Source organism: Flagellimonas oceanensis (assembly GCF_003992595.1).
In the GTDB taxonomy this organism is placed as follows: Bacteria; Bacteroidota; Bacteroidia; order Flavobacteriales; family Flavobacteriaceae; genus Flagellimonas; species Flagellimonas oceanensis.
In genome coordinates this window covers 1-3,262 of sequence record NZ_RZNA01000021.1, presented here as the reverse complement: position 1 = coordinate 3,262, position 3,262 = coordinate 1, and the positions used below count along the sequence as shown (strand labels likewise).

The following is a 3,262-nucleotide window of genomic DNA, read 5'->3' as shown; positions in this document are numbered from 1 at the left end:
CGTATTCCAAGATCAAATCCAAACTTATTTAGATCTTATTGTCAAGCCGCGTATTGCTGTAAAACCACATATGGCGTTCCTCTTTTTACTACTGAGAATGCCCTTGCCAAAAGTTTGTTCCTGACATTGTTCAAGGCAAGCATCTTAGGCTTCCCTTCCGCTATTTTTCGTTTATAGTACGCCCTGAGCTCCGGATCATGTTGTATTGCCGATATACCTGCCATACTCAACAAAGTCTTCATCTTTCTGTCCCCGATCCAATGACACTGTCTCTTCCTTCTCAAACCACTACCGGATTGGTGGTCATAGGGAGCCAGACCACAATAACTCGAGAATTTTCTCCATGAATCGAATTGCCGGAAGTTTTGGGTGTGATAGAGCAGCTGGCACGCCACCACAAAACCAATCCCACGTAAAGAAAGCAACAGTCCGTAATTGCCCGACAATTCCTCATCCTCCCTTAGTATCTGATCCATTCTGGCCTCAATGGCCTTGACCTGTTTATCAAGTGAAGCTATCGTCCTCTTAATGCAAATACAGCCTATATCCGTGGATGGACTCCCCAACAAATGTTCCATCTCCTTTAAGGTGCCCAATAGCCCCGCCCTATTGCGTACCATTTGATCACGAAGGCCCAATAACCTCCCCAACTCCTGATAAACCAAACTCTTTGCCTCGCTCATGGTCAGTTCTTCCCTGCACAACCAGGCATATCTTGCTATGAGCCGGGAATCCACCTTGTCGCTCTTTTCCCGTACCAGACCAAGGGACCTTTTTATCCTCAACGGATTCTCCTCTACATAATCAACACCTTGCCCACTTAAATAGCAGGACAGTTTCAAGGAATAGTTCCCCGTGTTCTCAAAACAGTAAAAAAAGGATTCCTTCACTTCTTTTCCCACCCAGGACAACATGGAACGATACCCCCTTATGTCGTTCGCAAATACCTTGTGCTTGCCCAATAGATGACAGCTAACGTCCAAAGTCTTCTTTGATACATCGATACCAATGGCTTCTTTGTAATTTTTCATAATTTTAAAATTGACAGTTAATTTATGTTGCAAAAACTATTTCCTTTATTGGGTGCTACAACACCTGGTATTCCAATTGGTTCTATGCAACTTTTAGGAGAAAAGAGGACTGATACGTCTAGTAAGGCTTAACTTAGAGACCGTTTTAGTTCTCCTCTTTCTCTTATTCAATTTATAAATTCAAAGTAAAGGAGACCGTTGTGGTGCATATTAACAAACATCAATATGAAGTTAAACTTTGCCAAATATTTGATTATAGCATTTCTTTTGGCAAGTTGCAGAAATCAGGAAAAGGAAGTACTAGAATATGGGCTTAACAGCAAAGCCGCAAATGATTTACGAGTAGCAGTTCACATATCTGACTTTGATAATTATAAAACTTTTCTGGATCGCCTCAAAGAAATTGTCTGCTCAGATAGTATTCCAAAAATTGTTTTAGAAACAGAAAACAAAATTCGCAATATCTATCCTATTGCAAATTGTGAAATACCAATGTTTCATCCTAGATTTAAAAACACTTTTTTCATTCAAAAAGATAGTATTGTCAAAAATGAACGAAAAGTAAAATTTTCCGAATTAAGTATGCGAATGAAGCAGAACTTTGAAAACATGGGAGAGAAACCAGATTTTGCTGAAAGTCCAGAAAAGGTTTTATTCATTTTTGAATTCTACAGAAATAAAGGAGTTGACGGAATTGAACGATATTTAGAAATAATAACAAAATCTTACGATTCATTGAAAACCAAAGAAGATTTAAAAATTACTTTTTGGCCAAAAATTGATGTTATCATTGAACTTGACAATGAAAAATTAAATTATGACAAAATCGAATAAAATACGCACCACAACACTGGCTATAATTCATTGTTCCCTCCTGCCCTGAACTAAATTCACTACTTTTAAGAAAACAATTAACCACGGGAATGCTTTCGTAATGCGGCTATGGCTCGCTGGAAAATCGCACCGGCCCACGCCGTCGCTCATCAGCCGCCAGCCACAACGAAATCATAGGTACTGTGTCAAAAAACAAGTTTTTTCCTTATAATTTTAGGAAACAAGTTGATCTATCAAATTGTTATCCTGCGCAGCAAGGGCTTTGTGCTTTTGCTGCTTTTTTGTTTCATAAGCTTCATCATAGAATTTCTCGCTCTTCCAAAGGGTGTACATCAATATCAACAGCTTTCTCTGAACGGCTATCAAGGCCACCAATGGTTTTGCCTTTTTGGGCTTTAGCCTATTATAGAATCGTTTCAATGTAGGGTTGCATCGCACACAGGTCATCGAGGGCATGTGCATGACCGCCCGGATATGACTGTTCCCTTTTTTGCTGATTCTGGTCTTTCCTTTAAAACTGCCGGATTCCCGCAATACCACTGGATGAGCCGGATGAATGAGACCAACAAAAACGGAAAATGAGAGCCACCTATTTTTTGGATTTAGTGATTTTAAAATCAGGCTCTTGTGTTAGTCTTGAGGGGGCTCAATTCTATCCGGCGAAGGTGGTATACCATGTCCGGCGTTTCCACTCTTTGGTCAATATCCTGTGCAAATGTTTGCAAACTTTGGGTATTGGGGTCAAAACTTTTAAAGTGTCGAATATTATAGGTGGGTCTTGTATTCGGATTTATTTGCTCAACAGCTTTTGAAATAGGGTTCCTTTCAATTACCACCGAAGACATATGGGTTTGTTTGCCCACTTCATTACTGATCCCAAAGGTAAGGCCATAAGTGCTAATATCCTTTTGGTCGAAACTTTGTACCAAATATCATTTCAATCCAAGAGCATAGGACAGAATGCTAATAACAAGCTGTCTATAATTAAAAATATGCTCTGTTTTTATCAAGTTTATTTTTGGGTCTTATAAGGTTCAAAATTCATTTCATCCACCAACTGTCTCAAAAAGTTACCTGTGGTAGGTAAAACAAACGATAGATATAATTTTTCGTCGTTCGCATCCTTGGTAATCAAACGGTTGGGAACCTCAAGAATGGATTTGCATGTAAGCAATTTGGTAATGGTCAAAGCAATCAAATACGTACCATCCGAAGAAGGATGTTTGTCATCAAAATAGAATTCCAAATCAGGCCTCGCAGTTCTGGCCTTCATATATACTGGTCCCACAGGCAACACTTTTGCGTTTAGCGATGTGGCCAGATCCATGTACCCTTTGGTAATGGTCTCTTGCATCAATGGATTGGATTTATAGGCCCAGGTCATATAGAAAATGGGC

General features: G+C 39.5%; 3 protein-coding genes and 1 pseudogene. 1 reads left to right on the top strand and 3 read right to left on the bottom strand.

Annotated elements, in window-relative coordinates; genetic code table 11:
* Window positions 1-41: 41 nt before the first annotated feature.
* Window positions 42-1,031 carry a transposase gene (locus EO132_RS06410; RefSeq protein WP_127136571.1) on the bottom strand — a complete coding sequence of 330 codons (990 nt, stop codon included), beginning with the start codon at window positions 1,029-1,031 and terminating at the stop codon, window positions 42-44.
* Between the two features lie 225 nt (window positions 1,032-1,256).
* On the opposite strand from EO132_RS06410, the gene EO132_RS06405 reads away from it, so the two are divergent.
* Complete coding sequence (locus EO132_RS06405; RefSeq protein ID WP_127137091.1) at window positions 1,257-1,865, top strand: hypothetical protein; 609 nt, start codon at window positions 1,257-1,259, stop codon at window positions 1,863-1,865.
* Window positions 1,866-2,078: 213 nt separating this feature from the next.
* Here the strand turns inward: EO132_RS06405 and EO132_RS06400 are convergent, their stop codons facing one another.
* Window positions 2,079-2,405: a transposase gene (locus EO132_RS06400; protein ID WP_164732289.1), complete on the bottom strand. Its 327-nt coding sequence runs from the start codon at window positions 2,403-2,405 to the stop codon at window positions 2,079-2,081.
* 472 nt (window positions 2,406-2,877) lie between these two features.
* Window positions 2,878-3,262 (bottom strand): annotated as a pseudogene (locus tag EO132_RS06395) (hypothetical protein); the annotation flags it as partial.